Source organism: Microbispora sp. H10830 (assembly GCF_014161375.1).
Lineage (GTDB): Bacteria > Actinomycetota > Actinomycetes > Streptosporangiales > Streptosporangiaceae > Microbispora > Microbispora catharanthi.
In genome coordinates this window covers 279566-304665 of the sequence record NZ_JABBWX010000002.1, presented here as the reverse complement: position 1 = coordinate 304665, position 25100 = coordinate 279566, and the positions used below count along the sequence as shown (strand labels likewise).

Here is a 25100-nt window from a genome sequence, read left to right as displayed (position 1 = left end):
TTTTCGCGTGGCACATCCGTGCCGCCCACCGGCCGCACCAGGCCGGACCGGCAGAGCGGCTTCTCAGGGCGCGGACTCGGCGTGCACCTGGTCGAAGAGCTGGGTCAGACGCCCGAGCCCCGCCGCGGTCCGCAGCACGTCCGAGTAGTCGCGCAGGTGGACGATACGGCCGTCACGGGCGCGCAGGACGAGCACGAATCGAGAGGTGAAAGGCCGCCCGGTCGCATGGTTGACAGCGTCCATCTCACCCTCAGAGATGACCACTTCGGCGTCGGCCGTCTCGTGAACGCACACCTCGCGGACTCCGGTCAGCGGTGGATCGGAGACCGATCCCCATGCCGCCCTGAAGCCGGCGCGGATCTCCTCGCGCCCGTCGTACCGCTGCGACGGGCCGCGGTGCGGCGCCCAGAATACGAACTCATATATCGCCTCATCGGCGAACAGATCGGCCAGCGCGTCAGGCGAGAAGTCCAGCATCGCCTGCTGGAAGCGGTCGAGCAGGTCACGTGGAGTCGCGGGCATCCCGCCCCCTTCATCGGCGCAGTTCTGGCTCAACAAACGTAGACCGAAGGACAACCACGGTCAACGAGCGTAGAGCGAGGGCATGGCCGAGGAATTCACAAGCCGTGGGTCCTCAGGCTTTCATCGGCCACCGCTGCTGTCGGCAGAGGTGTCGGGGCGCGAGCCTCAGCGATTCGAAACCACAAAGGCCCGTTCCCAGGTGATCCCTGGTCACGGGCCTTCTTCCAGGTGGCTCCCGGGAACCGGGGCAGGTGAGTTCGCCAGAGGCCGGCTCGCTACGAGAAGCTCCTTTTCTTAACTTCCCGCCATCTCTCTCGCCTGCTCCGCGTCGGTCCCTCCCTCATCGACGAGCGTGCAAGGCCGCACAGGGCTGCCGGGCTTCGCCAGATAGGTTCCCAGGCTCCAGCCCACTCCCGGGGCGTTGCCAAGCCTGAACTCCAAGACCAAGGTCTCTCCAGGCTGCATGAACTTCGGTGAGATCATGAACTTGTCCCTGGTGATGGGACGGGTGACATCCCTGGAACGCCAGTGCTCCGGCCGGTTGAACTCCTCAAGCTGCTCTGCGGTCATGTTCTTGGGATTGGGCGAGACGTAGCCGTAGTCCGCACCGATGAATCGTCCGGGCGCGCACTTCTTATCCCGCGGGGTGTAGGTGACATCGGCCCTGATGCCCTGGGCGTTCAGCTCAGCCTGGAGACCTTCGGGGTCCTGCAGCTCCTTGACCGTCACGATGAGTGTGCCGTCAGGGTTCTTCACCACCGCGTAGGCGGCCGTTCCTCCCCCCAGTGTCAGGGGAATCGCGACAGCGGCCGCCGTTATCCCCGCCACCGCGAGGATGCGTGCGCGGGTCATGATCCCTCGCGACCTACGGACAGGTTCCTGCGTCGCTCGCGTAGCCATCTCGGCCTTGAGCTCCATGAGCAGCCTCTCCTCGAAGTTCATCGGAGTCCTTCCAAGACGGCGGGAGGCATCACGCCGGGAGCCTGGCGTAATGATCGACGGGCACGGTGTAAGCGGACCCTGGCGGCCCCCTGTCCGATCCCGAGAGCCGCTGCCGCCTCTCCTACGGTGAGCTGGTCGATGGCCACCAACTCCAGGACGGCCCGCTCGCTCTCGGGCAGCACAGCCATGGCGGCGAGCGCCCGTCGCGCAGGACTCTCCGCGTCCAGGCGCTCTTCAAGACGCGACAGATCGTCGGCGTCGAGCAGCCTGCGGCCACTGATCCGCTCAGTCAGCCGGAACTCACGCGCAGAGCGCTGCCGTTCGGCGGAGAGCATGTTGCGTGCGATGCCGTACAGCCAACCGACCTCACTGCCCAAACTGGGACGGTAGGTGTGCGCCGAGTCGAGCACTGCCATGAAGACCTCTGCGACCAGATCGGCGACTGTGTGAGGATCATCGACCCGCCGGGCCATGAACCGCGTGACGGCTTCGACGTGCCTTCTGTAGAACGCTTCGAAAGCCACGGGATCGGTGGAGATCTCCACTGATCCCCTTCGTTTGAGGCGCACCGGCCAGCTCCCCTTCGTGGTCCTCCCGCGTTACACCCCTACTTGAAAGAAGCGGGACGAAGCGTTACATGGGGCCATTGCCGAAGCCTGGTACGCCGGCCGCTCTCTTCTCGGTCGATGAGGCGCGCGAGCTCCTCTTCGAGCGGCCGAGAGGACTCGAACCCCTGATTGCCGCGGCGAGCGAGGCGCGTGAGGACGTATGCGAGATGCTCCATAAGGTTGAGTGGTTACCGTGGGCACTGTTAGCTTCACCCGGTGGACGACATGCCTGCACGGGCGGAGGCGATCGAGGACTTCGCGGCGGCACTGCGAGAACTTCGCAAATCGGTCGGCAACCCACCTTTCCGAGAAATGTCTGGCCGGTCGGGGGCGATTTCACACACGACGTTGCACGAAGCCACGAAGGGCAACCGGCTCCCGAGTTGGGAGACCACCGTCGAGTTCGTCAAGGCGTGCGGCGCAGACCCGGCCGCGTACCGCGAACGCTGGGAGAAGGCGAACTTAGCGGTCAGATCGGCGAGCGCCGGAGATCCTTCGAGCCGCGCGGGCACCTTGGGGGCCCGTCCGCCCGATGGATTCGAAGCCTCCGCCACGGACGTCGCGGAAGGTCGCACCGTGAACAGCGCCACTGGGTCGCAAGCCCCACGGTGGGCTGGTGAGACCCCGGCGTCTCTGCCCACGCCACCGCCCGGCGAGTACGCGGGCGACGTCCGGCCGGGCCCCTCCGCGCCAGGGGGCCGGGGGCGATTACGGCCGACCCGCGCGGCTGCGGCCGCGCTCGCAGTGACGACCGTCGGTGTGGCGACAGTCCTCATCGCGGTCGCCGTCAATCGTGGCTCCGGGAGCGACGGGCACGGCTTGAACCCGTCTGAGAGCCCGTCGAAGACCGGGCTGTCGGCAGCCGACTGCCCGGTGCGCGCCACCAACCCGCCGTGGAGCCCGCCCGCGCACGAAGGTGATTCTGCCAAGTTCATCGGGGACATCACGCTGCCCGACTGCACTCGCGTCGGCCCAGGCCAGACCAAGACCAAGGTATGGCGGCTCAAGAACGCCGGAACCGTGCCGTGGAAGGGATACTCGCTGCATCGCCTCGACCTCCCGCAGCGACCTGATCAATGCCAGACCATTTCCGACGTGCCGATCAGGGACACGCCTCCCGGAGAGATCGTCGACATCCGGACCGACATCACCACGCCGAGGAACCCCGGCTTGTGCTACGTGCGGTTCAAAATGATGGACGGTTCGGGACGGGTCGCCTTTCCCGGCGGCCGGCCGCTCAACTTCCAGGTCATCGTCGGCTGACAGCGATTCCCCGCCGTGTGTCACACGGCGGGGAACCAGGAGCGGACCACCTCCCGCTGCTCAGGACGTGAGAACGATCCCCTTGTAGTAGTACTTGAGGATCCTGGAGTAGCTCCAGCCCGCCTCGGCCTTGTCGCGAGAGCCGTTCTGCGACATCCAGTCACCGGTGACCCAATGGCGGCAGGCCGTCGTCGTGGAGCAGTACTGCGCCTTGAAGATCTTTCCGTTGCGCGTCATCCGGATGCCCCACGTCGCGTCCACCGCGGCGTTCGTCGCCGCCGTCGCGGAGCCCGGCTTGTACATCTGGCTGGACGTGTGGTCGGTGACGTCGTAGCACTGGCCGCTCGGCGTCTTGCTCGCCGACCTCAGCGCCCAGTACCAGCCGAAGTTCTTGACCGCGATCGCCCCGGCCCTGAGGGACTCCCTCGGCCAGTGCGACCGCCACTCGTTGGGCAGGACGTTCTTGATGTAGGTCTTGAACTCCACCCGGTCCACGCGATTGAGGGATTCCCGGTAGACGAGGATCGTCGTGGGCAGTCTGCTGTCCGTGCCGTCGGTCTTGCACCCGGTCGGCGGTGCGGAGCTCAGGAACCGGTGGGAGGCGTTCTGGTTCTTGAGGCCGGGCTTGAGGTTGCCCCTGGCGCCGGGCGCGAAGTCCTGGTAGACGCTGCCGCCGAAGTTGCTGTTGAAGTAGACCCGGACGGTCTTGCCACTGCGGTTCCAGACCGAGGCGGCGGCGTTCTTGACGCACTTGCCCTTGCCGGCGCCGGGTCCCTTGAAGTCGAAGCAGGAGGGCTGCCGGGTGCCGTAGTCGCCGACGGAACCGGTGAAGTCGGAGACCGATCCCTGGTTGTTGCTGTTGAAGTAGTAACAGAACTCGCCGGCCTCGCACACGCCGTTGCGGGTGGCCGCCGAGGCGGGCGAAGCGGTGGCGAGCACCGCCCCGCCGACCACCATCGCGGCGGCCGCCGCGGCGAGCCGCGAGATCAGCCGTGCAGTTCGTGGAGACACAGTTGCCTTCCTCTTCGTCAGGGGCCGCGCCGCGCTAGCGGACGTTGTAGCCCTGGGAGTTCCAGAACGAGTTCGGGTTCGGGTTGCTCAGATGCGGGTCGCCGACGCTCTTGGCGGCGAGCGTCTGCCGTCCGGGGCGCATCTCGACGTGGGTGTGCGCGGCCTTCTTGGACGACACCCCGTGCCACGCCTCGTTCGCGATGATCTGGCCGCGCGAGATCTGCTGGCCCACACGCAGCGAGGACAGCGGAGCGGAGTGCAGGTAGATGATCGTCTTGTTCAGCGAGGCGTTGTAGACGGCGATCGTGGAGAGCCCGGAGCCGCCGTTGCGCCCGTACACGACGTTGATGATCTGACCGCTCACCAGGGCGTGGACAGTCGAACCCACGCTGCGCTTGATGTCGATGCCCTCATGCCGGCCGGAGGTGTGGACGTAACCGTCGAAACCGCAGCTGATGTAGCCGCCGCCGGTCTGGTACAGCGCGTACGACATGTTGGCACGCGCCGATGACGACGGGCCGAACTGGTGGGAGGCGTTCTGGTTCTTGAGGCCGGGCTTGAGGTTGCCCCTGGCGCCGGGCGCGAAGTCCTGGTAGACGCTGCCGCCGAAGTTGCTGTTGAAGTAGACCCGGACGGTCTTGCCACTGCGGTTCCAGACCGAGGCGGCGGCGTTCTTGACGCACTTGCCCTTGCCGGCGCCGGGTCCCTTGAAGTCGAAGCAGGAGGGCTGCCGGGTGCCGTAGTCGCCGACGGACCCGGTGAAGTCGGAGACCGATCCCTGGTTGTTGCTGTTGAAGTAGTAACAGAACTCGCCGGCCTCGCACACGCCGTTGCGGGTGGCCGCCGAGGCGGGCGAAGCGGTGGCGAGCACCGCCCCGCTGACCACCATCGCGGCGGCGGCAGTGGTGAGGATCTTGTTGAGCGTTCCCATGGTGTTCTCCTTCGTGTCTGTGCAGCCTGGGTTTCGGATGGTCAGCGGCGCTGGTACTCCTCCCAGGTGCGGATGGTCACCTTCGGGCCGTCGTCCGGGCCACGGCCGGCGAGCCCGTTCAGGCCGAGGTAGTAGTCACCGATCTGATGCTGGGCCTGGCTGGAGAGGTCGGTGTCGTTGATGGCGGCGGCGTGGATGTGCCACGGCCAGTCGGCTTGATCGGGGCTACGCACCCATGCCGCGAAGCCGACACGTCGCAACGCACGGACGGCGGCGACGCGGGTGGCGGAATTCATCCCCTTGACCGAGATGTCGACGACGCCGCCGCCATCGTGGGTGCCCGCGGACGTGGGGTCGCCGCCGCGGTTGTACGACCCCTGCAACAGCACGAGGTCGCGGCCGAGCAGCCGCTTCGCCTCGGCCAGCATGCTCCGCGTGCGGGTGTCGATGACGGCGCCGTCAGCGGACACGCGAGCACCCGGCCCGATGATGTGGGTCACCGTGAAACGGCCGGCTCCGAGCCTGGTGAGCGACGCCTTGCCCGGAAGGCCGTTGGCGGCGAGGCCGGTGAGGCCGAGCGACCTCTGGAACTTCGAGAAGGCGACGACGGTTGTGGTGCCGAAATAGCCGTCCACCCACTTCGCGTCGAGCAGGTGCCGGTCGCGCAGCGCCTGCTCGACGAGGAGCACACCGGCCTTGGCGCCCGGGGTCAGCGTGTCGTCAGACCGCCGCGGGTCGATCTGGGCCGCCTTGACAGTGGCTTCCATGTTCACGCTCGGAAGGGCGCCGGCGTCGGCTGCCTGTGCCGCCGACATCCCGGACGCTCCGGTCAAGCAAGCGAGCAGGGCGGCCGCCCCGAGGGCGGCGGCGCATGGCGGCAGCTTCATCGTTTCTCCTGGTGTCGAACGCCGGCAGGTGATTCCTGCGGCGGATCCACGCTTTCGGATCGCTCGCGCTGTCCACAACGAGATCGTGTTGTCAGCCTGTCCGGCGGGCTTCCCGTACAGGCGTACGCGCCGCCTGACAGGCAATCCCATGGCGAGCGAGACGCACAGCCTGACGATCACGATGGACGTCTACGGCATCTGTTGGAGGGCCAAAAGCGAGCGGCGACGGAGGCCGTTTCGAGCGCTTTCCTGGGCTGGCCGAAACGGGTGGCCCCGAGATGGCTTCCGGCAAACACGGAAGAGACCGGATGATTCCCTGGAAACACTAAAGGCCCGTCACCAGTTTTTCCCTGGTCACGGGCTTTCTAGGAGGTCCACGGCCGGGAGGACTCGAACCCCTGACCCTCTGATCCGTAGGTCCCCGAATGACGTCCAGGATCGTTCAGACCCTGTCGCAGTACGTGTCCGCCCAGAGCCCTCATTGCCCGAAAGAGAACCTGAGCTGGGCATTGATCAGGAAGTTGAGCCGGTGACGCAGACGGCCGACGACAGACCGTTCCGGAGCTTCTGTAGGTGTCAGCAGCGTCCAGCGCAGTGAGCACCCGCCATCCTCGGTCGGCCGGATGTCGAACCGGATCTCGTCATCGGGCCTTTCCGGCCACAACGACGACCAGACCACGAGTTCCGGCTCCACCGCCCGGAGAATGCGCGGCTCGACTTCATCGGGGTGCAGGTCCAGCCATTGCCTCCCGCCAGGTCGCCGAGGCTCGGTCAGGCTCTCCCACACGATGTGGGGCGGCGGCGGCTGCGTGCGCTCTCGCGAACCCAACTCGATCACTTCCGCAGTCTAGAAGGCGGCCGTCGCGCGGTCGTCGGTCCACCAGTTCGGAAGATCTCGGTACGCGACCCTCCGACCTCTGACCTCCGGTGCCGGGAACTATTGTCGCGGGCATGATCGAAAACGATGCCGTCAGTGGCCCGCGAGGCTTACGACGCTGCCGCCTCCACCTACGCTCAGCTGTTCCGCGACTTCGCTGTGACAGTCCCCTGGACCGCGCGATGTTGGGTCTCTTCGCCGAGGTCGTACGTGCGAGTGGGGACGGTCAGGTCGCGGGCCTGGGGTGTGGGCCTGGCCATGTCACCGCTTATCTAGACGAGCTGGGGCTGGCGACTTTTGGGGTGATGTCTCTCCCGCGATGATCAAGTTGGCTCGACAGGCATATCCGGGCCTGCGGTTCGACGTGGGCTCGATGACCGCGTTGAACATCGCTGACGGCGTGCTGGGCGGCGTACTCTCACGTTGGTCGGCGACGGAGGCCGTTTCGAGCGCTTTACTGGGCCGGCCGAAACGGGTGGCCCCAAAAATGGCTCCCACAGACGCGGAAGAGGCCGCGTGAAGCCCGAAAACACTAAGGCCCGTCACCAGGTTTTCCCTGGTCACGGGCCTTCTAGGATGTGCGCGGCCGAGAGGACTCGAACCCCTAACCTTCTGATCCGTAGTCAGATGCTCTATCCATTGAGCTACGGCCGCTTTGCTGCCTGTTCACCTGCGGTGCCCTGCAACGGGTGTAACTCTACCAGACCCGTCACCCCTGCTTGCGCCAATAAGTCGCTCCGCCCCCGGTCAGGCCGACTCCGTACGCATCGGAGCGCGGCGAGCGGACGGACCGAGGGCGCGGCGGAGTCACTCCTGCGGAACGAAGAGCGTGAGCGTGTCGGCGATGCACGCGGGCCTGTCGACTCCCTCGACCTCGATCGTGACGCGGAGGTTCGCGAGGGTACCCGAGGGGGTGCCCTTGACGTCGGTGACCTCCGCCCCCGCCCGCACGCGGGACCCGACGGGAACCGGCCGAGGGAAGCGCACCTTGTTCAGCCCGTAGTTGATGGCCATGCGCAGACCGTCCACGCGGTACAGCTCCCCGAGCAACGACGGCAGCAGCGAGAGCGTGAGGTATCCGTGGGCGATGGTGCCGCCGAACGGGCTGTCCTTCGCCCGGTCGGGGTCCACGTGGATCCACTGGTGGTCGTCCGTCGCGTCGGCGAAGGCGTTCACTCTCTCCTGACCGATCTCTCGCCAGTCGCTGTACCCGAGATGCTCGCCCTTGGCCGCCTTGAGTTCGGCGAGGTTCGTGAAGATCCGCATGACCGCACCCTATTCACGCGAACCCGGGACCGGCAGGAATCGGGGGACTCGGAGCGCGTTGCCGTCCACACTGGTTCCATCGGGGAGCGAGCAAGGGTCGCCACTCAAGGCAACATACACATAACTGTCAGTGACGAACGGGTCCTGACCTGCGGGGTATCAGCACAAGGCGGGGTGCACGCCGGAACACACCCCGACGTGGAGGAGACGTGGACGAGCAACCCGGCTCACCCGGCAAGCGGTATCGGCTCCGCGGACTCATCGCGGTCGTGGTCGCGGGTCTCGTCTGCTGGGCGCTCATCATCCTGCTGCTGGTCAAGCTGTTCGGGTGAGCCTGCGGGAGGGGACGTGCCGGCCGAAGACCAGCCCCGGCCGGCACCGGTCGTCACTCACCGCTCTGAATGCTCTCGACCAGGTTGAGATGCTCCTGGACCACCGGCTTGGCGTCCCGGGCCAGGTTCTTCACGTCCTGGGAAGAACCGGTCGAGATCTCCTTGTCCAGGAAGTCCAGGGTCTTGCGGTGGTCCTTGACCTGCGCGTCGATCCACGCACGGTCGAACGCGGTGCCGCTCTTGGCGGCGAACCGCCGCAGTTCGGCCTGCTGCTCCTCGCTCGGCCGGCTCGGCAGGTCCACGCCCAACTGCTCGGCCACCCGCTTGAGCTGGTCGTCGAGAGAGGTGTGGTCCTCCACGAACTTCCTGCCGGCGTCCCTGACCGACTGCTTGCCGGCCTGCCGCTCGGCGAGCTGCCCGCCCTGGATCTCCGCGAGGTTGTCCTGGTGCGCACCGACCAGGAATGCCTTGTCCTTGTCGCTGACATCCGGCGGTGCCGCGTACCCTGCGGTGACCCCTGACAGCGCCGCGACCACGGCCGCCACCAGGACGATGAGCCATCTCAGCATCAGATCCCCCGATCCTTCACCGGACGGCCGAGCACCGGCTGATCGGCCTCGACCATCCGGGCATGACGCTTCAAATGCCTCATACCCATCAGCCGCGCCTCTCGTACTGCTCAATCCGTCACGGGCCGATAGCCCCTCACGTAGTCGACCACGAACTCCTTGGGGTAAGGCCCCACCCGCTCGAGCCCCTCCGCGTCCGGAAACTCGTAGATCCCGAGCATGAGCTGCATCGGATAGTCCGGCGACTGCCGGATGGTCTTGACGTGCCGGCCGTCCACGAAGAACGTCACCCGATCCGGGGTCCACTCGACCGCGTACACGTGGAACTCGCGCGCGTCGATGGGGAGGACCTCGGCGTCGAACTCGTCGGTGATCGTGGGATCGCCGAACGGGTGGACCCCCATGCCGACCGCCGCCGCGTCCGGCCGCACGTCACGCCCGAAGATCTCGCAGACACAGATCTCCGCGGACCGCTCGGGCGCGTCCTCGAAGCCGATCATCCACAGCGCGACCATGGCGCGCGGATCGTCGGTGGCCCGGGCACGCATCTCGATCAGGCCGAAGTGCGGGGTGTAGAGCCGCGCCTCGTCCTGCGCCTCGCGGACGACGGCCCGGCCGCCCCGCCCGTGCTGGCCGACGACGCTGCCCACCGGCCCGGAGAACACGCCTGTCTGCAGTGAGGACACGCGCATCCGGCCCTCCGTCTCCGGCGACCACGGCGGCTGATCCTCCTCGATCAGCAGGCGCAGGCGACCGTCACCTACGCGATATCGGGCCGCCGAGGCGGCGCGTGTGGTCCATTGGGGCAGATAGCGCGGGATCCAGCGACTCTCGTCGAGCCCGTCCCCGTCAAAGGTGTCCTCGAACTCCAGCACGTAGCCGGCCTTCGTCGTCGAGTCCGGCGCGTACGTACCGTTTGTGGCTTCGCTCATGCGTCAATCCTGGATCGATCTTTAGAGGAACGAAGCACACCCCGGGGCATACGGAAAAAGACGACGGGAGTTCATCAATCTCTACCTTGGTTCGTACCGGTTTCGAGGTGATGCTGGCGAATGTCTGTCCCCTCGCCCCCACAAGGAGGTCTCGTGCAGACTCCGCGACGCTCCCGGCCGTCCTGGCCGGGACGGCTCACCGTCGTGATCGCCGCCATCGTGTCCCTCACCGGAGTGACCGGCACCGTCCCCGCCCACGCGTCGGTCTACAGCTCCTGCACAATCTCCCGCTGTGCCGACGCCCGCTCGGCGAACGCGATCTGGGCCGGGAAGGGCTATCCCACCAGCAGCGGCTGGTACTCCTGGCCGGACGGCAAGTACAACTACACCGGCGGGCGCTTCTACAACCGGGAGGGCCAGCTTCCCAGCGGCGCCACCTACTACGAGTACGACGTCTACTCGCGTGCGCTCGGCGCCTCGCGTGACGCGTACCGGATCGTCGTCAACCGCAGCACCGGCGTGACCTGGTTCTCGCCCAACCACTACACCGACTTCTACAGGCTCTAGGACCTGTCATGGCCTCCGCCGCGCGTCCGCTGCCTCCGTGGCTCACGGTGACCACCGATCCGGCCCCGGCGGTCGTCGACGGGCGGGCCTGCCGGACCCGTGCCGCCTTCTTCGACGAGGTGGCACGGGCCCTGCGCCTCCCGGCGTACTTCGGCCGCAACTGGGACGCCCTCACCGACTCCCTGCGTGACATCGGGCCGGTCCACCTGGCCGTGGAGCACGCCGAGAAACTGCTCGACGCCGAACCTCCCGGGCAGTTCGCCACCCTGCTGACCGTCCTCGCCGGCGCCGCCGAGGCCGGGCTGACCCTGACCCTCCACACAGACCCCGCCCACGCACCCCGGCTCCGCCACCGGCTGATCGACGCCCTGCCCTGATCGCCCGTACGATTCCCCGGCCGTTGGGACACAGGGAGAACGGGGCCATGCCCGATCCGATCATCAACTTCGCCGTGAGGGGAGCCCTCGGCCCCCTGAGGCTGGGCATGCATCGATCGGAACTCCTCGCCGCACTCGGTCCGCCCCAGGGCACCACGGGACAGCCGGAGGGGGAGCCGGTCATGTGGTGCTATGACGACCTGCAGATCGGGCTCTCGGGGCACCACATGGTGTGGTACATCGCGATCGAACCATCCGGCTCCCGCATCACGCTGCCTGCGCCGATGGGTCCCGGACCGATCGAGGCCCCCGCGAAGGACGCCCTGCTCCGCGATCTGGCGTCGCGAGGCGAAGCCGCTGAGGAGTGCGCGCCGTACGCACCGGGCGAGTTCTGGTGGCGAGTCCCCGCGTCAGGAGTCCTGATGTCCTTCTGGGCGGACGGACCACTGGACAACACTCATATATCCGACAGATCCCTCCACCTCTGATCCGTGGATCGTCAGGCGGAAGGCGGGACGAGGAGTGCCTCGGCGCCGATGGGAACGTAGCCCGCGGCGAGGAACGCCCGTACGCTCGCGGCGTTGCCCGGAGCGATCTGCGCCCAGAGCGGGTGCGGGGTGAGATGCCGGGCCGCACGGGCGAGGGTGCGGCCCAGGCCACGCCCGCGGCCTTCCGGCTCGACCTCGAGCGCGACCTCCCATCGCCCGCCCACTCCCCGTCCGATGAGCACGAGCCCTCCCGGGCGGGTCCAGACGCGTACGTCGTCGCGGTAGCGACGGGCGCGCTCGACGCGTGGATGGGCCGCGTCCGTGACCTCGACCAACTCGATGGGCGGGGGACCTTCGGCGGGGGCGGCCAGGGTGAGCATGTCGATGTTGTTGACCCGGCGTCCCGTGCGTTCTTCCAAGTCTCCGAGGAATGGCGGGTTGAGCGGCGCCGACAGATCGTCGTCGGGCAGCCGGGACCTGATCCAGTCCTCGCCGACATCGGCGAAGATCACGTTGTGCGCGGTGAAGGCGATGACTCCCGCATGACGTGCGGACGGCTGCGGAACGATGGTCGGCCCGGCACCCGGCTCGGGCAGGTGCCCGCCGGCCGCGCGAGCGAGGACGTCAGCCAAGGTGATCATCGGGACACGGTAGTCATCACCCGCAACGCCGCTCAAGACGATCTCGTCCAGCCGGTGGCACGCCGATTCGGCCGGTGCCGCCACCGGAAACCGCTCGACCGCTCAGCCGGCTCCGGCCCTGCCGTCACCAGGGCACGGGCCCGAAGCGGTCGATGAACCGGCCCGTCCCGCCGTCGGCTCCCTCGGTCGCGAGCGTCACGATCGCGTCGGTCCCCTCGGTCACGGTCTGGGGGCCGCTGTGCCCGTTGAGGTCGGTCGCGGTGTAGCCGGGGTCGGCGGCGTTGACCCGGATGCCGGGCAGCGCCTTCGCGTACTGCGTCGTGAGCATCGTCACCGCGGCCTTCGACGACGTGTACAGCGGCCCCACGACCGTCGATTCCACCCGCTGCGGGTCGTGGGTCAGCGCGAACGACCCCGTGCCGCTGCTCACGTTGACGATCGCCGGGTGCTCCGACTCACGGAGCAGAGGCAGGAAGGCACTCGTCACGCGGACGATGCCCACGACGTTCGTCTGGAAGACCTCGAGGGCGTGGTCCGCGGTCAGCTCGTCGGCGGGCACGTGCGGGCCGAGGATCCCGGCATTGTTGATCAGGATGTCGACGCGGCCTTCGTGCGCGGCGACGTCGGCCGCCGCGGCGGCGACGGACGCGTCGTCGCCGACGTCGATCCGCACGAAGCGTACGCCGAGCTTGTCGGCCGCCGCCTGGCCGCGTTCGGTGTCCCGGGCGCCGAGGACGACGGTGTGGCCGAGGTCGACGAGGCGGCGGGCGGTCTCGAACCCGAGGCCCTTGTTGGCCCCGGTGATGAAGGTGATGGTCATGTGTCGAGCGTCGGCCCTCGGGGCGCGGGCAACCAGGGAGAGCTCGCCGGTAGGAAAGGCAGTACCACCCTGGCGTCTCACCGCCGGTCTCAGCGCCGACGCAGAATGAGCGCATGACGACAGACGAGACGAGCCTCGGCGCGACGATCCGCGCCTGGCGCGACCGGCTCTCCCCCGCGGCTGTCGGCCTGCCCGCCGGCCGCGTACGCCGTGCCGCCGGGCTGCGCCGCGAGGAACTGGCCGACCTCGCGGGCGTCTCGGTGGACTACGTCGTACGGCTGGAGCAGGGCCGGGCGACCACACCGTCGGCGCAGGTCGCCGCCGCGCTGGCGCGGGCGCTGCAGCTCGACCGCGCCGAGCGCGATCATCTCTACCGGCTCGCCGGGCTGCAGCCGCCCCCGGACGGCGTGATCAGTGATCACATCCCGCCCGGGATGCAGCGTGTGCTCACCCGGCTGGGCGACGCGCCGGTCGCCGTGTTCGCCGCGGACTGGCGGCTGCTGTGGTGGAACCGCAGCTGGGCGGCGCTCCTCGGCGACCCCTCCGTGCTCGCGCCGCAGGAGCGGAATCTGGTGCGCTCGCGTTTTCCCGTTCCGTCCGATCGGGGGCACCTCGCGGCATGGCCCATCGTCTCGGAGAACGCGGAGGCGACCGACCGGGCCATCGTCGCCGACCTGCGCCGCGCCTCCGGCCGTTACCCACAGGACGCGCGCCTCAGCGGGCTGATCCGCCGGAGGCTGGACGGCAACCCGCGGTTCGCCCGGTTGTGGCACTCCGGCGCGGTCGGCAGGCACGCCGAGGAACGCAAGACGATCCGGCATCCGGCGGTCGGGGAGATCACCGTCGACTGCGATGTGCTCTCCGACTCGGACACCGACCTGAAGATCGTCGTCTACACGGCCGTCCCCGGCAGCGAAGACGAGACCAAGCTCGACCTCACCCGCGTCGCCGGTGTCACGGCCCCGCGATTTTGACGGCTCCGTCGTTCAGTCCTCGCGGCGTACGAGCTCGGGACGGAACGCGATGATGAGGCCGAGCGTCGTGTAGCCCACGAGCAGGTGGGCCGCACCGACGACGTCCGACACGGAGGTGCCGAGGATCGCCATGGTCGGGAGGGTCACGACCGCCCAGCTTTCGGCGACGAGCGGCCAGAAGCGGGCCGCTCCGCGCCACCGTCCGCTGATGGCGACCTTGACGCCGATCACGAACATGCCCAGCATCGACAGCGGCCAGAACGCGTCGAGGATCCCCATCCAGACGCTGTCACGCGCGGCGGGCAGGAAGGCGTGGGAGACGCTCCACGCCATGGCCAGGGCCAGCAGCACCCGCTCGACCTGCAGCATGGCGCGCGCCACGCGGCTCACGCCGGTCGCACGGGTTTGACCCATGATCGCAAGGAGGGACAAGGCGCCGAACTGGAACGCCAGACCGCCCAGGTCCGTGATCTTGGTTCCGATTTCGGTCGCCGGGTTGAAGCCGTAGACGAAGCTGACGGCCGACCAGGCCAGCGCCCCGGTGGAAAGGCCCAGGGCCAGCCGGCGTACGGTCGTCTCGGTGAGCGGCGCGGACGGGGACGCACCGGCGGTGCCGGCACTGCGCTGGGCGTGAACGGACGAGGTCTCGGTCATCGTTGTTCCTTGGCTGAGAGGCTCGGAGGCGGCGGCGGTCGCCGCGGCAACGAGGACGATCCTCATGAATGACCGACCCAGACGGTCAGGGCATCGTGTCCCGATTCCGGGCATCTCTCGTGTCCCAGAGCAGGTGGGACCCGCGTCCTAGGGACATCGGCCACCTGCTGGGGCACACTTTCCTGGTGCAGATTGTGACGGTTCGTCGGCCTTCGCGCCTGAGCCTCGGGCCTGTGCTCTTCGCGATCGCCGTGACCGCCACACCGGTGGCAGCACTGATCGATCTGCGGGTGCCGCAGGCCCACCGTGCCGTGCTCGAACTACAGCCGGGCGGGTTCGACGCGATAGCGGGTGTCGCACTGGCCGCGGCCGGCATGGTGGTGCTCCGCCGTTATCCGCGTCATCCCCTCGGCCGCCTGATGTCGGCCTTCGGCGCCTGGTGGGCGCTGGACGGCGTGACGTCGTCGTGGCTCGCCTACGCCACCACGCACGATCCCGCTCTCCCCGGCGCGTCCGCGGCCTTCATCGTCTACGAGCGGCTCGGCGCCGGCCTGGTGCTGCTGCTCCCCCTGGTGCTGCTGCTGTTCCCGGACGGGAAGCTGCCCTCCGGGTGGTGGCGGGTCGCCTCGCTGCTCAGCCTCGGACTGACGAGCCTGCTCCCGCTGGCCCTGCTCGCGGCGCCGTCCCGCATCGCCCAGGCGACCGCGGCATCCACCCCGCTGCCCGCGCCACTGCGCAGGCTGAACCTCGAGGCCCTCTATCTCCCGCTGCCGGACGCCGTCTGGACCGGTCTGCTGCTGGTGGCACAGCTGTGCCTCCCGCTGAGCCTGGTCGCTCCGTTCGTCGTGGTGGTGCGGCGCTACCGCACGGTCACCGGCGTCGACCGCGCCCGGATGCGCTGGCTGCTGTGGGCGGCCGTGGTCGACCTCCTGGTCATGCTGACGTTCCGGCTGCTGCCCGGCTGGTTCGGCGCCGTCGGCCTGACCGTCGCCGTGGTGCTCACCGCCGCATCGGTCGCGATCGGAATCGTGCGGCCTGACCTCGTCGACGTCGACCGGCTGCTCGGCGGGACGCTGGTGTACGGCCTCCTGCTCGCCCTGACGTTCGTCCTCGACCTGCTGGTCCTGGGCAGCGCCGGTCGGCTGCTCGGGCCACGCCTGAACGAGGGGGAACGGCTGGTCATCGCCGTTTTCGCGGTCGCCATCCTGTACGCGCAACTCCGGCACCGGCTGTGGCGTCTGGTGCGACGCTGGATCGTCGGCGATCGGGACGATCCCTATCACGTGATGTCGGGGCTCGCCGAGCGGCTGGAGCGGACCGACGATTCGGAGGCGCAACTCGTCACGCTGGCCAAAACGGTGGCCCGGGCCTTCCGCACGCCCTACGTGGGCGTGGAGATCACCCAGGTCAGCGGCGAGGTGCTACTCGTCGAGGACGGCGAGCGCCCCGCCGAGACGCAGGCGCTTCCCATCACCTATCGGGGCGAGATAATCGGGCGGCTGTTGCTGCCGCGCCGGGCCGCCCGCCGCCGGCTCACGTCCAATGACGAACGGCTGCTGGCCGACCTGATCCGCCAGGCCGCCGCGGCGTCCCGTGCCGTACGGCTCGCGGAGGAACTGCAGCGCAGTCGTGAGGGCATCGTGTCGGCCGTGGAGGACGAGCGCCGCCGCCTGCGTCGCGAGCTCCACGACGGTCTGGGACCGGCCCTCGCGGCGGTCGCGTCCCGGATCGACACCGCCCGGATCACCGCCCGCAGGTCGAACGAGGACGCCGACCGCATCCTCGGCCTGGCTCGTCAGGAGCTCACCGGGATGCTCGCCGAGGTGAGGCGGCTGGTGCACGGCCTGCGCCCGCCCGCGCTCGACGACGTCGGCCTGGTCGGGGCGATCCGCCAGCAGGCGGAGCGGCTGCGCGCCCCCGGGCTGACCGTCCGGGTCGAGGAGCGGGGTGACCTCACCGGCCTGCCGGCCGCCGTGGAGGTCGCCGCATACCGGATCGCGTCGGAGGCGATCACCAACGTGGTCCGGCACGCGCGGGCCGGCGAGTGCGTGGTGTCGCTCACCCGCGACGTCGAAGGCGGGCACCTCGACGTGGAGATCGTCGACGACGGGGTCGGCCTCGCCGCCGAGGCGGTGGCCGGCGTGGGACTGGTGTCGTTGCGCGAACGGGCCGCCGAACTCGGCGGGTCGTGCACCGTGACCTCCGCGGAGCCGGCCGGTACGCGGGTGTGGGCGCGGCTGCCCGTCACGCCGTCCGGGCAGACGCCCGTGCTCACAGCTACAGGAAAGGTGGGAGATGACCGGTAAGCGGCCGGTGACGGTCCTCGTGGTGGACGACCATCCGGTGTTCCGTGAAGGCTTCGCGGCACTGCTGAGCAGCATCGACGAGGTCGAGGTCGCCGGGACGGCCTCGACCGGCGTCGAGGCCATGCGGCAGGCCGCCGAGCGAGAGCCCGACGTGGTGGTCATGGACGTGCAGATGCCCGACATGGACGGCATCGAGGCCACCCGTCGCATCCTCGAGAAGCACCCGGAGATCGGCGTCGTGGTGCTCACGATGTCCGAGGAGGACGGCACCATCTTCGACGCGCTCCGCGCCGGTGCCCGCGGCTATCTGCTCAAAGGCGCCGAGCCGGACGAGGTCGTCCGCGCGATCACCACGGTGGCCGGCGGCGGCGTCGTGTTCGGTGCGGTCCTGGCCTCGCGCATCGCCGACTTCCTGGCCCCGAGACCGCAGGCCGGCAGCGTCTCACCGTTCCCGACCCTGACCGCCCGGGAACACGAGGTGCTCGACCTGGTGGCCGCCGGCCTGTCGAACAGCCAGATCGCCGCGCGGCTGTTCCTGTCCCAGAAGACCGTACGCAACCACGTGCACGCGGTGCTCACCAAGCTCCAGGCCGCCGACCGGGCGGAGGCGATCATTCGCGCCCGCGACGCCGGCCTCGGCCGCTGATCGCGGCGGATGAGCCGGGTTTTCAGGCTTCTTCGGGGTCGCGTCCGAGTATCGACCGGCCTCCGTCGACCGGAACGGTCGCGCCGTTGATGAAGCTCGCCTCATCGGACAGCAGGTAGGCGACGGTGGCGGCCACTTCCTCCGGGCGTCCCACCCTGCCGACCGGGTGCAGCAGGCTCATCTCGTTCTCGACGCGTGCGGCCGCCATGGGCTCCTGGCCGCGGAGGAACGCCTCCTAGCGTTCGGTGCTGATCGAGCCGAGGGCGACGGCGTTGACCCGCACGCCGCGCGGTCCGTAGTCGACGGCGAGCGCACGGGTGAGTCCTTCGACGGCGGCCTTGGCCGTCGCGTACGGCAGGGAGCCGCGCACCGGGCGCTGCGCCTGGTGGGAGGAGACGTTGACGATCGCCCCGCCCGCACCGGCGCCCAGGAAGCGGCGGATCGCGGTCATGCATCCGACGACCGCCGGGTTGAAGTTCGCCCCGATGAGATCCAGGACCTCCCGCGCCGACGGGGAGTCCAGTGAGGCCTCCCGGAACACGGCGGCGTTGTTGACCCAGCCGGCGAGCGGGCCCGCCGCCTGCGCCAGGTCGGCGGCTCGCTCCGTGACGGCCTCGTCGGCGGCATCACCGGCCACCGCGATCACCCGGGAACCGGCCGGGTGGGTGCGGGTCCACTCGAGCGCCGACGGGTCGAATTCGATCACGACGACGCTGTCGGTGTCTTGAAGGAGTCGTTCGACGAGCGCGCGTCCGACGCCGCGGCCACCCCCGGTGACAACGTACGAAGAGCCCACATCCGCCCCTTTCGTGGATCGAGATCTACGTGGCCGGCGAACGACATACCCCGATGACCCATATATAGATCATCATCACTATTTGCGCCGTGATGAGAAAAATGATCTCGCTGGCCGCCCAATCGCTGTGGCTCGTGCGGACGACCGGTGTGCGACAGCCCGGGAGGCCTACAAGACTTCCTTCGCCTGCCGGGAACAGCCGGTCAGCGCGGCCGCGGTCAGGGTGAGGTGCCGGGCCAGCACCTCGGCCGCGGTGTCGGCGTCGCGGGCCAGCGCCGCCTCCTCCAGCCGGCGGTGCTCGCCGACGGCGTCCCGATCGGGATCGCGCTGCGCCGCCCAGCGGCGAGCCAACTCGCTCGCGGTCCACATCCGGTCGAAGGTCTCCAGCAGGACCGGGTTGCCGCAGCCCTCCAGCAGGGTGCGGTGGAAGACCCGGTGGGCCTCGGACCATGCGCTGCTGTAGTACTCGCCATCCTCCGGCACGAACGGCGGGGTGCGGGCCAGACGGTGGTGGGCGGCTCGTACGCGGGCCTCCCAGTCGACGTCACCACGCTCGATGGACATGCGCAGCACGACCGGCTCGATGGTCCGGCGGGCCTCCGCGATCTCCTGCCAGCGGCGGTCGGAGAAGGCCGGGACGGCGAAGCCGCGGTTGGGCAGCCGGTCGGCGAGGCCCTCGCCGACGAGCCGTACGAGCGCCTCGCGCACGACGGCCAGACTCACGCCCTGCTCCTTGGCGATGTCCTGCGGTTTGAGAGCGTCACCAGGGGCGTGGTCCCCGCGCATGATCGCGTCCCTCAGGTGTGCGTAGACCTGTTCGGAGAGCATCTGCTTGCCCGGGGAGGTCAGGGGGTGGGCCGTCCGAGTCATGCGGTCAGCATAGACGATTCGACAAATAATCGATTATCCGTGTTATGGTCGATTGCGACGGAAGACGCCGACATGCCTCTTCGCGGACCGCGGGCTCTCCGTCGGCCGCATCACCGTCACCTCGCAGCACGACCGGAAAGGAACGACGCGATGACCGCCAACGACCCCTTCGCCCGCCTCCCCGAGGCGGCTTCCTTCACCGTCACCAGCACCACCGTCACCGACGGCGCCGCCTGGCCGCCCGAGCAGTTCTCCTCCGGCGTCCCCGGCGGGAAGGACATCTCCCCGCAGCTGTCCTGGAGCGGCGCCCCCGAAGGCACCAAGAGCTACGCCGTCACCGTCTACGACCCCGATGCCCCCACCGGGTCCGGCTTCTGGCACTGGGCGGTCGCCGACATCCCCGCCGCCGTCACCGAGCTGCCCGAGGGCGCCGGCGACGACACGGGCTCGGGCCTGCCCGAGGGCGCCTTCCAACTGCCCAACGACGTCCGCGCGGCCCGCTTCATCGGCGCCGCGCCGCCGGCGGGGCACGGCCCGCACCGCTACTTCGTCGTGGTGCACGCCCTCGATGTCGAGTCCATCGGCGTCCCGGCCGACGCCACCCCGGCCCTCCTCGGCTTCACCATGGCCGGCCACACCCTCGGCCGCGCGGTCCTGACCGCGACCGCCGAAACCCCCGCCTGAGCAAGTCCGGACTCATCGACACCACGGAATGGAAGAACCACTCCCTTCGGTGCCGCTTACCGTGGCCGGGGCCGTAGCCCGTCGAGGATGAGCTGGGCGATGTGCGCGGAGCGCTCGCGGCTCGTTTCCGCGCCGGCGTGGCGGATCGCGGCGAAGGCGCCGGCGACCAGTGCCATCACCTCGTCGACGGTGAGGTCCGGACGCACGGCGCCGGCCGCGTGTGCGCGATCCAGCAGGTTGGCGACATGGCGCGTGAGATCTGCCGCGACGTCCGGGGCGGCGGTGCGCAGGTCGAACTCGGCCGCCACCAGCGCGCTCTTCACCGCTACGTTCTCGGCGCCGCTGGCCATCATCGCGGACAGCAGCGTGAACAGGGCCGCGGGATCGCCGGTGGCGGCAAGTGCTTGTGCTTCCGCCACCAGTCGCCTGAGCTGGTCGGTCGCGACGGCGAGGTAGAGCGCTTCCTTCGTCGGGAAGTGCCTGTGCACGGTGCCGGGGCCGACGCCCGCGCGGCGGGCGATCTCATCGAGCGAGACACCGAGACCCTCCGTCGCGAACAACTGCTGCGCGGTTCGCAGGACACGCTCGCGATTGCGGCGCGCGTCGGCCCGTAGCTCCCGGTCGCTCCCGTGAGCTGCCGCCGGGTTCGCCGGGGCTGGTTGAGGTGGCTGGCTGGACATGTCGATATCAGCATAACCGGGGCGCCGCACCGAATAGTATGGCCACAACCGGGGCGGCGCACCGGTTAGCACTCGCGCCGCTCGCCATGACCCGATCCGCCGGCTACGAGGAGACCACGCCGATGACCACACGCGAGGACGCGACCGCCCTGGTGCGGCGGTTGCAGGAGTGCTTCAACAGCCGGCAATTCGACCAGGCCGCCGACCTGCACACCCCCGCCTTCTTCAGCCATCCGCTCGGCACACCGGGGTTCGAAGCGGGCAAAGACGCCTGGCGTGCGCTCGTCGCCCGGTTTCCCGGCATACGTGTCGTCGCCCAGGACATCCTGGTCGACGGCGACAAGGCCGCCGTCCGCTCGACCGTCGAGGGGATCACGGCTCCGGACGGCGACGCGCAGCCCATGCTGTTCGAGATCTTCCGCATCGACGACGGCCGGTTCGCGGAGATGTGGGGGGCCAGCACGGGATTCCCGCCCGCAGCCAGCCCCGAGGATGTGACCACTAGAGCGGGCTCTTGATCTGATCGGGCTCCTCCCTCAGCCACTCACGGCCCGCGTTCTCCAGCTCGGCGCCGTCCCGAAGCCGGAGCCCCCGCCAGAGACGCTGTGGATCGCGGTTCAGTGCCGGCTCCAGATGCGGTGGGTCTCGAGTGCGTCGGAGAGTTCCTGGGCCACTTCCGGCGAGCCGGCGGAGAAGAATGCGCGCTCCAGGATCGCCACTGGTGCCGTTCCCCTGATCCAGTTGTCCAGGAGCACGTACCACTCGGCGTCGTGGGCGACGCTGACGGTGAAGTCGTGCATGAGCCACGCCATGTGACGGGCCGCCGCCTCGGTGGTGTTCGACTCCCACTCGGACAGGCAGGGAGCCAGATCCAACTTCAGGACATCGGCGATGATCTCGATCAAATCCATGCCGTCGACGTCACGCGGATAGTGGTTCAGGGTGTGCCGCCACCATGCGCCGACTGTGCCGATGACGGCTTCCCGCTCGATCTTTCTCCAGCTTTGCCATCTGACGCCGACGCGCAGCATCAAGGAGCGGGCGTGAAGGCCGTCGAGCTCTTCGAGGATGAGCAGCTCCAGTAACCGGGGCAGATAGTGCTTGAACTCTTCGACGTCTCCCCATGTGTACAGGGCATTCCAGGCGTAGGGCTCCAGAGCGGATGCGGTGAGCATGCGGAGGGGTGCGGCACGCGCCGCGCGAACCCGCTCATCGGACACGCAGTGGTCACACACGTCCGTCTTGATTGGAAGCGGATACCGAGAGAAGGCCGCGTAGAGAGCCTCCAACGCGCGGTCGAGATCAGACGGCGTGTCCATGCTCGGATGCTATTGCGCGGCCGCTGGGGCGCCGGAAGCTGTTTCCGCTCATTAAGTGGAGTGGTAGGCATCACCGTAGATTGGGAGAGCCCTGCCCCAGCTCGCCCCTGAGCGTCTGGCGCATGCGGGCCGCCCGCTGAGGCGAGGAGTGAAAGCAACTGCCCGGGCTCCTACCTCAGCCACGTAAGCCCGCACTCCCCAACTCGGCGCGATTCCGAGCCGGAGCGCCCCTGTCGGAGACATGTCTTGAGGGAACTTCAGAGCCAAGGGAGCTCCGAAACTTCAGGCCACAAGAACGGCAGTCGATCTCGCTTAGGGTCATGTCATGCCCAAGATCTTGATTACGGGAATGTCGGGCACCGGCAAATCGACCGCTCTACAGATCTTGGGCTCGCGAGGGCACCGGGTTGTGGACACGGACTACGGCCATTGGAGCCGCTGGATCAACCTGCCCGACGGCTCGTCGGACTGGGTATGGCGCGAGGAGGCGATCGCTGATCTGCTCGCCGGCCACAAGCAGGGTGCCTTGTTCGTGGCCGGCTGTAAGAGCAACCAGGGAAAGTTCTATCCACAGTTCGACCACGTCGTGTTGCTGAGCGCACCCGCAGAGGTGCTGTTGGCCCGAGTCACCGCGCGGACCAACAATCCGTACGGCAAGCGGCCAGAGGACCGAGACGCGATCCTGGAGAACCTTCGCGTCGTCGAGCCGTTGCTGAGGGCTACCGCGACCATGGAGATCGACGCGCGTGCTCCCATAGCGCAGGTCGTCGAGCAGCTTGAAGGGCTTGCTTAGCTGCGGTCCCGCGGATGAGGGGCCTTGGTGCGTCCTGGGCAGACTCGAATGCGAGGCGGCGCGGAGCGCCGCCCTTGAGCATCCCGCTTTCGGCCGTAACCGCCGCGACCGGATCGCCCCTGAGCACCTCGACAAGGCGTACACGACGATGCTGGAACAGGGCCGATCGTCGAGCACGGTCCTCAAGGTGCATCGCATCCTGTCCCCGCGAGTGCGCCAAGGAGTGGCACCGTTGATGGGGGCCGCCCTGTGGGGCGAAGGCCGCAGGCAACTGCAACTAGAGGGCCTGTGGAGATCAAAAAGCCCCTCTCGCCGAAGTCGGCGAGAGGGGCTTTGAACTGCGGAGGCTCGGGGATTTGAACCCCGGATGGGCTTAAGACCCAAACCGCATTAGCAGCTCGGCTGTTGGCCGTCCAGATCCGTTCCACCTGGACCAATACCGCTCGGCGGTCCTCCTGGAACGGCCTGGGACGGCGGGGAACTGCAACTAAAACTGCAACTAGAGCGGGCTCGTGACCTGCGCGGACGCGCACTGCTCGCCCTCTGCGCATCCCGTATGCCGTCGACCCACCGCGAAGCGGCAGCGGGCCGGCGACGGAGGGGCAAGCCCGTCTTCGCGTGTACCTTAGCCGGTCGCCGTTCCTCGGCCACTGGACGCCAAGGGTCACAGACGGGCTTGAGCCGGAGGAGCCGGTCTGCTGGGCTCTGCCTGGGTCGATGGCAGAAGGGATGCGCGGCTCCTACCTCAGCCCACTTGCGGCCCGCGCTCTGCAGCTCGGACGGCATCCTGGAGCCGGAGGCCCCCACCGGAGGCGGCCTTGGTCAGCCGCGGATGAATGTCACCTGTCTTACTGCGAGGTCGGGCCTTGCTCGGTAGCCGACATCGAGCCATACGGCCTGCGTGTGCTTGGGGTCGCTGGCCCACCAGGCTGAGTGCCTGTAGGCGCTGGCAGGTAGCTCTTCGCCGATGACGCGGGCGACCTGGGCGAAGCTCATTGTGACGTGCTCGCGTCCGTCTTGTTGGAGATGGCGGGCCAGGCGTTCGTACTGTTCTCGGGCGACCACGCCGTCAGTGTGAAGGCCAATTCGGCGCTTGTCACGAGCGGCCGGAGCTGCCGCCGGCCGGGACCGGCCCCCAGGCCGCACGCCCGGCCGGCGAGCGGGCGTAGGGCCGCGAGGCGGCGCGCAGCGCCGTCCTTGATGTCTACTAGAGCAATTCGGCAAAGCAAACATCACACGAATTTCTAATTGACACCTGATGCACCATCGTCAGCAGGAGGCATTGGGATAGGGAGTCGACATAACGCTGTAGGCGCAGCCTCACGACGAAAAGCATCATACGGGGTACCCAAAGGGCTTGGGTCGCCACCCTTATCCAAGTCGAGAATAACAGTACCGGCACAGCAGATTTTCCGCTCTCGCCCTACGGAGAATACCGGCAGTAGATGATTACCTTGGATAGTGACATTTACTGCGCAGTGTACCGACATTTGAGTGCAGGCTACCCTTGGAGCGCTCCCATGCGAGCGAATAGCTGCGAGAATCTCCGGACGAGGCGTATTGTGACGGCCTCGCCCGATTGAGAAAATCACAGAGCGAGGATGAACATGATCTAAAAGAGTGTTAGTATATTCGGAGTTCAGTGCCGGAGTAGCACTCGGTTTGGCATTTCCACCATGATGGGGAAATACGAGCACATCGGCCTTGAGGTCAGCAGCTCTCGTATCGATGAGGTGCTGGAGCCCCACTTCGTCCAGGTCTCCCGTCAACAGCGCAGTTCCTAATCGGGATTCGACGTCGACCCTAAGTACGGCACTCAGCGTGTTGGCGTGCAACAGGCGTCCTTCATTGTCTCGCCCTCCAGGGCCTATAGCAACAAGCCCTCGCCTCGGAGCGAGCACACGGAGATGTATAGAAGTGCCGACAGGGAAAGATTCCCCCTCACGTACTCCTACGATCATCTGTACGTGGCCATCACGCTCTAAGTGATCTAACTCCCAAACCAGTGCGCTCCAGTCCTTGCTACCCTTCTGGGCATCAGAGTTTAGTAGAACTTCGCCGACTTTTATCTCACCGGACGATAGAAGCAGCACCAAGCCCTTTATATGATCCGCATCAGCATGCGTGAGAATCACGCGATCAATGGACTTAACCCCATGACGACGGCAGAACTCAAGAATAGCAGCGCTTGGTCCAGCATCTACAAGGGTAACTGCACTACCATCCCTTACCACGGCGCAGGCTCCGTGCCCGACATCCAGAATTGCAAGGTAGCGCGACGGTAAGAGTGGAGGGAGACCGTCAGTCACGTGCTTGCTATACCTCCCAATCCGAAAAGAATAGTT

At 68.0% G+C, this 25100-nt stretch carries 28 protein-coding genes, 1 tRNA gene and 1 pseudogene; 11 read left to right on the top strand and 19 right to left on the bottom strand.

The window, feature by feature from the left end:
• Positions 1 to 63 precede the first annotated feature (63 nt).
• The 3 genes from HHX35_RS06215 to HHX35_RS06205 form a co-directional block, all read right to left on the bottom strand.
• Complete coding sequence (locus HHX35_RS06215; protein ID WP_182897938.1) at positions 64 to 522, bottom strand: nuclear transport factor 2 family protein; 459 nt, start codon at positions 520 to 522, stop codon at positions 64 to 66.
• A gap of 294 nt (positions 523 to 816) precedes the next feature.
• Complete coding sequence (locus HHX35_RS06210; RefSeq protein ID WP_182897937.1) at positions 817 to 1464, bottom strand: hypothetical protein; 648 nt, start codon at positions 1462 to 1464, stop codon at positions 817 to 819.
• Positions 1461 to 2009 (bottom strand): sigma-70 family RNA polymerase sigma factor, encoded by a 549-nt coding sequence (locus HHX35_RS06205; RefSeq protein WP_310738914.1) that lies wholly within the window; start codon positions 2007 to 2009, stop codon positions 1461 to 1463. The genes HHX35_RS06210 and HHX35_RS06205 overlap by 4 nt, the downstream gene beginning before the upstream one ends.
• Before the next feature lie 288 nt (positions 2010 to 2297).
• Here HHX35_RS06205 and HHX35_RS06200 point away from each other — a divergent pair, with 288 nt between their 5' ends.
• Complete coding sequence (locus HHX35_RS06200) at positions 2298 to 3335, top strand: NBR1-Ig-like domain-containing protein (protein ID WP_259404879.1); 1038 nt, start codon at positions 2298 to 2300, stop codon at positions 3333 to 3335.
• 60 nt (positions 3336 to 3395) lie between these two features.
• Here the strand turns inward: HHX35_RS06200 and HHX35_RS06195 are convergent, their stop codons facing one another.
• The 6 genes from HHX35_RS06195 to HHX35_RS06170 all read right to left on the bottom strand — a co-directional run bounded on the left by HHX35_RS06195 (position 3396) and on the right by HHX35_RS06170 (position 8307).
• The gene (locus HHX35_RS06195; RefSeq protein ID WP_182897934.1) at positions 3396 to 4346 is read right to left on the bottom strand and encodes a SpoIID/LytB domain-containing protein; all 951 of its coding nucleotides are present in this window, start codon (positions 4344 to 4346) and stop codon (positions 3396 to 3398) included.
• A gap of 34 nt (positions 4347 to 4380) precedes the next feature.
• Positions 4381 to 5277 (bottom strand): peptidase inhibitor family I36 protein, encoded by an 897-nt coding sequence (locus HHX35_RS06190; protein WP_182897933.1) that lies wholly within the window; start codon positions 5275 to 5277, stop codon positions 4381 to 4383.
• A gap of 41 nt (positions 5278 to 5318) precedes the next feature.
• Complete coding sequence (locus HHX35_RS06185) at positions 5319 to 6164, bottom strand: peptidoglycan-binding protein (protein ID WP_182897932.1); 846 nt, start codon at positions 6162 to 6164, stop codon at positions 5319 to 5321.
• A gap of 478 nt (positions 6165 to 6642) precedes the next feature.
• Complete coding sequence (locus HHX35_RS06180) at positions 6643 to 7002, bottom strand: hypothetical protein (RefSeq protein ID WP_182897931.1); 360 nt, start codon at positions 7000 to 7002, stop codon at positions 6643 to 6645.
• Between the two features lie 620 nt (positions 7003 to 7622).
• A tRNA-Arg gene (locus tag HHX35_RS06175) sits at positions 7623 to 7695 on the bottom strand.
• A gap of 153 nt (positions 7696 to 7848) precedes the next feature.
• Positions 7849 to 8307, bottom strand: coding sequence for a MaoC family dehydratase (locus HHX35_RS06170; protein ID WP_041952779.1), 459 nt, complete (start codon positions 8305 to 8307; stop codon positions 7849 to 7851).
• 209 nt (positions 8308 to 8516) lie between these two features.
• Here HHX35_RS06170 and HHX35_RS43195 point away from each other — a divergent pair, with 209 nt between their 5' ends.
• Positions 8517 to 8639, top strand: a complete 123-nt coding sequence (locus HHX35_RS43195) for a hypothetical protein (protein ID WP_259404819.1) — start codon at positions 8517 to 8519, stop codon at positions 8637 to 8639.
• Positions 8640 to 8692: 53 nt separating this feature from the next.
• On the opposite strand, the gene HHX35_RS06165 is transcribed toward HHX35_RS43195, so the two are convergent.
• Together HHX35_RS06165 and HHX35_RS06160 are read right to left on the bottom strand one after the other, a co-directional pair.
• Complete coding sequence (locus HHX35_RS06165; RefSeq protein ID WP_182897930.1) at positions 8693 to 9208, bottom strand: DUF4142 domain-containing protein; 516 nt, start codon at positions 9206 to 9208, stop codon at positions 8693 to 8695.
• 110 nt (positions 9209 to 9318) lie between these two features.
• Positions 9319 to 10140, bottom strand: a complete 822-nt coding sequence (locus HHX35_RS06160) for a glycoside hydrolase family 16 protein (protein ID WP_182897929.1) — start codon at positions 10138 to 10140, stop codon at positions 9319 to 9321.
• A 153-nt stretch (positions 10141 to 10293) separates the two neighbouring features.
• On the opposite strand from HHX35_RS06160, the gene HHX35_RS06155 reads away from it, so the two are divergent.
• From HHX35_RS06155 to HHX35_RS06145, 3 genes are read left to right on the top strand one after another with little or no spacing between them, the layout of a single operon-like run.
• Positions 10294 to 10707: a ribonuclease domain-containing protein gene (locus HHX35_RS06155; protein WP_041952780.1), complete on the top strand. Its 414-nt coding sequence runs from the start codon at positions 10294 to 10296 to the stop codon at positions 10705 to 10707.
• Between the two features lie 8 nt (positions 10708 to 10715).
• Positions 10716 to 11084: a barstar family protein gene (locus HHX35_RS06150; RefSeq protein ID WP_182897928.1), complete on the top strand. Its 369-nt coding sequence runs from the start codon at positions 10716 to 10718 to the stop codon at positions 11082 to 11084.
• Positions 11085 to 11131: 47 nt separating this feature from the next.
• On the top strand, positions 11132 to 11572 hold the full coding sequence (locus HHX35_RS06145; RefSeq protein WP_182897927.1) for a hypothetical protein: 441 nt from the start codon (positions 11132 to 11134) through the stop codon (positions 11570 to 11572).
• Between the two features lie 11 nt (positions 11573 to 11583).
• Here the strand turns inward: HHX35_RS06145 and HHX35_RS06140 are convergent, their stop codons facing one another.
• Positions 11584 to 12213 carry a GNAT family N-acetyltransferase gene (locus tag HHX35_RS06140; RefSeq protein WP_182897926.1) on the bottom strand — a complete coding sequence of 210 codons (630 nt, stop codon included), beginning with the start codon at positions 12211 to 12213 and terminating at the stop codon, positions 11584 to 11586.
• 124 nt (positions 12214 to 12337) lie between these two features.
• Positions 12338 to 13033, bottom strand: a complete 696-nt coding sequence (locus tag HHX35_RS06135; RefSeq protein ID WP_041952782.1) for an SDR family NAD(P)-dependent oxidoreductase — start codon at positions 13031 to 13033, stop codon at positions 12338 to 12340.
• 113 nt (positions 13034 to 13146) lie between these two features.
• Between HHX35_RS06135 and HHX35_RS06130 the strand changes: the two genes are divergently transcribed.
• Positions 13147 to 14007, top strand: a complete 861-nt coding sequence (locus HHX35_RS06130) for a helix-turn-helix domain-containing protein (RefSeq protein ID WP_182897925.1) — start codon at positions 13147 to 13149, stop codon at positions 14005 to 14007.
• A 12-nt stretch (positions 14008 to 14019) separates the two neighbouring features.
• Here the strand turns inward: HHX35_RS06130 and HHX35_RS06125 are convergent, their stop codons facing one another.
• On the bottom strand, positions 14020 to 14661 hold the full coding sequence (locus HHX35_RS06125; protein ID WP_182897924.1) for a hypothetical protein: 642 nt from the start codon (positions 14659 to 14661) through the stop codon (positions 14020 to 14022).
• A gap of 233 nt (positions 14662 to 14894) precedes the next feature.
• Here HHX35_RS06125 and HHX35_RS44520 point away from each other — a divergent pair, with 233 nt between their 5' ends.
• Positions 14895 to 16967, top strand: a complete 2073-nt coding sequence (locus HHX35_RS44520; protein WP_182897923.1) for a sensor histidine kinase — start codon at positions 14895 to 14897, stop codon at positions 16965 to 16967.
• The gene (locus tag HHX35_RS06115; RefSeq protein WP_182897922.1) at positions 16957 to 17613 is read left to right on the top strand and encodes a response regulator transcription factor; all 657 of its coding nucleotides are present in this window, start codon (positions 16957 to 16959) and stop codon (positions 17611 to 17613) included. Before HHX35_RS44520 ends, HHX35_RS06115 begins: the two co-directional genes overlap by 11 nt.
• Before the next feature lie 22 nt (positions 17614 to 17635).
• Here the strand turns inward: HHX35_RS06115 and HHX35_RS06110 are convergent.
• Both HHX35_RS06110 and HHX35_RS06105 read right to left on the bottom strand, forming a co-directional pair.
• Positions 17636 to 18409, bottom strand: a pseudogene (locus tag HHX35_RS06110) (SDR family NAD(P)-dependent oxidoreductase).
• Positions 18410 to 18577: 168 nt separating this feature from the next.
• Positions 18578 to 19279 (bottom strand): GntR family transcriptional regulator, encoded by a 702-nt coding sequence (locus tag HHX35_RS06105; protein ID WP_182897921.1) that lies wholly within the window; start codon positions 19277 to 19279, stop codon positions 18578 to 18580.
• A 150-nt stretch (positions 19280 to 19429) separates the two neighbouring features.
• On the opposite strand from HHX35_RS06105, the gene HHX35_RS06100 reads away from it, so the two are divergent.
• Positions 19430 to 19963 (top strand): YbhB/YbcL family Raf kinase inhibitor-like protein, encoded by a 534-nt coding sequence (locus HHX35_RS06100; RefSeq protein WP_041952786.1) that lies wholly within the window; start codon positions 19430 to 19432, stop codon positions 19961 to 19963.
• 56 nt (positions 19964 to 20019) lie between these two features.
• On the opposite strand, the gene HHX35_RS06095 is transcribed toward HHX35_RS06100, so the two are convergent.
• A complete protein-coding gene (locus HHX35_RS06095; protein WP_182897920.1) occupies positions 20020 to 20643 on the bottom strand; it encodes a TetR/AcrR family transcriptional regulator in 624 nt (207 codons plus the stop codon).
• 122 nt (positions 20644 to 20765) lie between these two features.
• On the opposite strand from HHX35_RS06095, the gene HHX35_RS06090 reads away from it, so the two are divergent.
• On the top strand, positions 20766 to 21161 hold the full coding sequence (locus tag HHX35_RS06090; RefSeq protein WP_182897919.1) for an ester cyclase: 396 nt from the start codon (positions 20766 to 20768) through the stop codon (positions 21159 to 21161).
• Between the two features lie 99 nt (positions 21162 to 21260).
• Here HHX35_RS06090 and HHX35_RS06085 read toward each other — a convergent pair whose 3' ends face one another.
• Positions 21261 to 21962, bottom strand: a complete 702-nt coding sequence (locus HHX35_RS06085) for a hypothetical protein (protein ID WP_182897918.1) — start codon at positions 21960 to 21962, stop codon at positions 21261 to 21263.
• A gap of 325 nt (positions 21963 to 22287) precedes the next feature.
• Between HHX35_RS06085 and HHX35_RS06080 the strand changes: the two genes are divergently transcribed.
• Positions 22288 to 22755 (top strand): AAA family ATPase, encoded by a 468-nt coding sequence (locus HHX35_RS06080; RefSeq protein WP_182897917.1) that lies wholly within the window; start codon positions 22288 to 22290, stop codon positions 22753 to 22755.
• Between the two features lie 1244 nt (positions 22756 to 23999).
• Here the strand turns inward: HHX35_RS06080 and HHX35_RS45070 are convergent.
• Positions 24000 to 25064: a ComEC/Rec2 family competence protein gene (locus HHX35_RS45070; RefSeq protein WP_396779755.1), complete on the bottom strand. Its 1065-nt coding sequence runs from the start codon at positions 25062 to 25064 to the stop codon at positions 24000 to 24002.
• Positions 25065 to 25100: the final 36 nt, after the last annotated feature.

What these genes read in the sequence shown, in the direction of transcription:
- HHX35_RS06215 (WP_182897938.1), bottom strand. Translation starts at nt 522, where the DNA reads ATGCCCGCGACTCCACGTGACCTGCTCGACCGCTTCCAGCAGGCGATG.
- HHX35_RS06210 (WP_182897937.1), bottom strand. Translation starts at nt 1,464, where the DNA reads ATGAACTTCGAGGAGAGGCTGCTCATGGAGCTCAAGGCCGAGATGGCT.
- HHX35_RS06200 (WP_259404879.1), top strand. Translation starts at nt 2,298, where the DNA reads ATGCCTGCACGGGCGGAGGCGATCGAGGACTTCGCGGCGGCACTGCGA.
- HHX35_RS06190 (WP_182897933.1), bottom strand. Translation starts at nt 5,277, where the DNA reads ATGGGAACGCTCAACAAGATCCTCACCACTGCCGCCGCCGCGATGGTG.
- HHX35_RS06185 (WP_182897932.1), bottom strand. Translation starts at nt 6,164, where the DNA reads ATGAAGCTGCCGCCATGCGCCGCCGCCCTCGGGGCGGCCGCCCTGCTC.
- HHX35_RS06170 (WP_041952779.1), bottom strand. Translation starts at nt 8,307, where the DNA reads ATGCGGATCTTCACGAACCTCGCCGAACTCAAGGCGGCCAAGGGCGAG.
- HHX35_RS06165 (WP_182897930.1), bottom strand. Translation starts at nt 9,208, where the DNA reads ATGCTGAGATGGCTCATCGTCCTGGTGGCGGCCGTGGTCGCGGCGCTG.
- HHX35_RS06160 (WP_182897929.1), bottom strand. Translation starts at nt 10,140, where the DNA reads ATGAGCGAAGCCACAAACGGTACGTACGCGCCGGACTCGACGACGAAG.
- HHX35_RS06150 (WP_182897928.1), top strand. Translation starts at nt 10,716, where the DNA reads ATGGCCTCCGCCGCGCGTCCGCTGCCTCCGTGGCTCACGGTGACCACC.
- HHX35_RS06145 (WP_182897927.1), top strand. Translation starts at nt 11,132, where the DNA reads ATGCCCGATCCGATCATCAACTTCGCCGTGAGGGGAGCCCTCGGCCCC.
- HHX35_RS06140 (WP_182897926.1), bottom strand. Translation starts at nt 12,213, where the DNA reads ATGATCACCTTGGCTGACGTCCTCGCTCGCGCGGCCGGCGGGCACCTG.
- HHX35_RS06135 (WP_041952782.1), bottom strand. Translation starts at nt 13,033, where the DNA reads ATGACCATCACCTTCATCACCGGGGCCAACAAGGGCCTCGGGTTCGAG.
- HHX35_RS06130 (WP_182897925.1), top strand. Translation starts at nt 13,147, where the DNA reads ATGACGACAGACGAGACGAGCCTCGGCGCGACGATCCGCGCCTGGCGC.
- HHX35_RS06125 (WP_182897924.1), bottom strand. Translation starts at nt 14,661, where the DNA reads ATGACCGAGACCTCGTCCGTTCACGCCCAGCGCAGTGCCGGCACCGCC.
- HHX35_RS06115 (WP_182897922.1), top strand. Translation starts at nt 16,957, where the DNA reads ATGACCGGTAAGCGGCCGGTGACGGTCCTCGTGGTGGACGACCATCCG.
- HHX35_RS06105 (WP_182897921.1), bottom strand. Translation starts at nt 19,279, where the DNA reads ATGACTCGGACGGCCCACCCCCTGACCTCCCCGGGCAAGCAGATGCTC.
- HHX35_RS06100 (WP_041952786.1), top strand. Translation starts at nt 19,430, where the DNA reads ATGACCGCCAACGACCCCTTCGCCCGCCTCCCCGAGGCGGCTTCCTTC.
- HHX35_RS06095 (WP_182897920.1), bottom strand. Translation starts at nt 20,643, where the DNA reads ATGTCCAGCCAGCCACCTCAACCAGCCCCGGCGAACCCGGCGGCAGCT.
- HHX35_RS06090 (WP_182897919.1), top strand. Translation starts at nt 20,766, where the DNA reads ATGACCACACGCGAGGACGCGACCGCCCTGGTGCGGCGGTTGCAGGAG.
- HHX35_RS06085 (WP_182897918.1), bottom strand. Translation starts at nt 21,962, where the DNA reads ATGGACACGCCGTCTGATCTCGACCGCGCGTTGGAGGCTCTCTACGCG.
- HHX35_RS06080 (WP_182897917.1), top strand. Translation starts at nt 22,288, where the DNA reads ATGCCCAAGATCTTGATTACGGGAATGTCGGGCACCGGCAAATCGACC.